Origin of the sequence: Kitasatospora sp. NPDC094015 (assembly GCF_040304075.1) — a bacterium.
GTDB lineage: Bacteria > Actinomycetota > Actinomycetes > Streptomycetales > Streptomycetaceae > Kitasatospora.
In genome coordinates, this window is record NZ_JBEOUL010000081.1 from 1 (window position 1) to 1,862 (window position 1,862).

A 1,862-nucleotide genomic window follows, 5' to 3' on the forward strand; every position below is an offset into this window, starting at 1 on the left:
GCCCCCGCACGGGCGGCGGCCACGGCCGCCTCCCGCTGGAGCCGCTCGGTCGCCTGCTGGAGGTGGTCCAGCACGTGCAGCAGCGACAGCTCCCGCGCCGGGCCGGCCCCGCCGGGCAGCGACGACTCCTCCAGCAGCTGAAGGACCAGGCGCCGCGCGAGGTGGCCGACGGCGGCGTCCGCGACCGCGGCCGTCTCACGCTGGTCGGTCCGCAACACGAAGTTCTTGCCAGGCATACCCGGCACCCTAGGCCTACGGACGACCCCGCGACAACATTCATTGTCGGGCGACCTCTACAGTGTTGGGCTGCGCCGTTTTGAGGGCGCCCTGTCACAGCGGAGGGGTTCGGACATGACCGGCGACGAGGCACTGCCACGCACGCGGTGGTTCGCCACCTGGACGACCAGACGGTGGCTGCGCGTCGGCGCGGCGGTCTCGCTCACCATCCTCACCCTGCTTGCGCTGACCGGGGCGTGGGTGCTTCAGCGGACACAGGACATCAGCACCGACCTGGTCGACGCGCGCTCCCCGGCGCTGACCGCCTCCATCCGGCTGGAATCGGCGCTGCTCGACCAGGAGACCGGGATCCGCGGCTACAGCCTCACCGGCGCAACCGAATTCCTGGAGCCCTACCAGCAAGGCCTCACCGACCAGCAGACCCAGACGGCCCGCCTTCGGGACCTGCTGCGCACCGACACCCCCGCCCTGGAGGACCTCGACCAGGTCCTCGCGGCGGTCACCAAGTGGCAGGAGAACATCGCCCGGCCGATCGCCGCGACTCCGCCCGGCTCGCCCGCGCCGGCAGCCACCGCGCTGGCCGCCGAGGGAAAGGCGGCCTTCGACGACATCCGCGACGCCCTGAACAGCCAGCAGGACCGGCTGCGCGCCGAACGCCAGGACGCGCGCGACGACCTGATCTCCACCCTCGCCCTGCGGAACTGGGTCTTCGGCGCGATCGCGGCCCTGATCGTGCTGCTCACCGCAGCCGCCTTCGAGGGGCTGCGCCGGGGCATCACCAGGCCGCTGGACCGCCTCGGCGCGGACGCCCGCACCATCGCCACCGGCACCTTCGAGCACCCCATCACCCCGACCGGCCCCGCCGACCTGCGCCGCCTGGGCGCCGAGGTCGAGTTCATGCGCCGCCGCCTGGTGCGGGAGCTGGCCTTCACCGAGCAGGCCCGGCTGCGGCTGGACGCCCAGGCCGCCGACCTCCAGCGCTCCAACACCGAGCTGGAGCAGTTCGCCTACGTCGCCTCCCACGACCTCCAGGAGCCGCTGCGCAAGGTCTCCAGCTTCACCCAGCTGCTCAAGCGGCGCTACGGCGGGCAGTTGGACGAGAAGGCCGACCAGTACATCGAGTTCGCGGTCGACGGCGCCAACCGCATGCAGGTCCTGATCAACGACCTGCTCGACTTCTCCCGGGTCGGGCGGCTGCACCACGCCCACCAGGACATCGACCTGGACGGGGTGCTGGAACGGACCCTGGGGACGCTGAGCGTCGGCATCGAGGAGGCCGGAGCCGTGATCAGCCACGACCCGCTGCCGACGCTGGTCGCCGACCCCACCCAGATGGGGATGCTCTGGCAGAACCTGATCGGCAACGCGGTCAAGTTCCGCCGCCCGGGCCAGGAACCGCGGATCCACGTCACGGCCGAGCGCGACGGTGCGCTGTGGCGGTTCTCGGTCACCGACAACGGCATCGGCATCGCGCCGGAGTTCGCCGACAAGGTGTTCCTGATCTTCCAGCGGCTGCACACCAAGGACGCCTACTCCGGGAGCGGCATCGGCCTGGCGATGTGCAAGAAGATCGTCGAGTTCCACGGCGGCACGATCGCCGTCGACCCCGAGTACCGGGACGGCGC

Annotated in this window: 1 protein-coding gene and 1 pseudogene; one reads left to right on the top strand and one right to left on the bottom strand. The window is 71.5% G+C overall.

The genetic code is table 11. From position 1 onward, the window contains the following. Positions 1-236: pseudogene (locus tag ABT014_RS34410) on the bottom strand (response regulator); the annotation flags it as partial. A 115-nt stretch (positions 237-351) separates the two neighbouring features. Here ABT014_RS34410 and ABT014_RS34415 point away from each other — a divergent pair. Further along, on the top strand, positions 352-1,862 hold a 1,511-nt coding region (locus tag ABT014_RS34415; RefSeq protein ID WP_350643787.1), incomplete at its 3' end, for a sensor histidine kinase.